The following is a 332-nucleotide window of genomic DNA, read 5'->3' on the forward strand; positions in this document are numbered from 1 at the left end:
GACCACCTCGATGTCGTCCTGCACCTCCAGGAAGGTGCGCAGGCCACGGCGGACGACCTGGTGGTCGTCGACGAGCAGCACCCTGATCGGCTCAGCCACCGGGCACCTCCATCTCGATCGCGGTGCCCTTGCCGGGCGCCGATTCCACGGTGAGCGTGCCGCCCGCGCCGTCGGCCCGGTCCCGCATGGAGACGAGGCCGAGGTGGCGGCCGGCCCGGCGGACGGCGGTCGGGTCGAAGCCGCGGCCGTCGTCGGTGATACGCAGGACGGCTCCCCGGCCGCGCCGTGCCACGTCGACGTGGACGTTGTCGGCGCCGGAGTGGCGCAGGGCG

General features: G+C 74.7%; 1 protein-coding gene and 1 pseudogene (1 of these 2 running past the window's edge). Both read right to left on the minus strand.

Annotation, left to right across the window (positions count from 1 at the left end; all coding sequences use genetic code 11):
• A pseudogene (locus tag CCN33_RS31360) lies at nt 1-99 on the minus strand (DNA-binding response regulator); the annotation flags it as partial.
• Nucleotides 92-332, minus strand: part of the annotated coding region (locus tag CCN33_RS29350; RefSeq protein WP_140394746.1) for a GAF domain-containing protein (this coding region is incomplete at its 5' end). 289 nt of the annotated region lie beyond the right edge of the window; 241 of its 530 annotated nt are in view. The pseudogene CCN33_RS31360 and the gene CCN33_RS29350, both read right to left, overlap by 8 nt.

The sequence above is a fragment of the Streptomyces recifensis genome (genome assembly GCF_002154615.1).
GTDB lineage: Bacteria > Actinomycetota > Actinomycetes > Streptomycetales > Streptomycetaceae > Streptomyces > Streptomyces griseoluteus.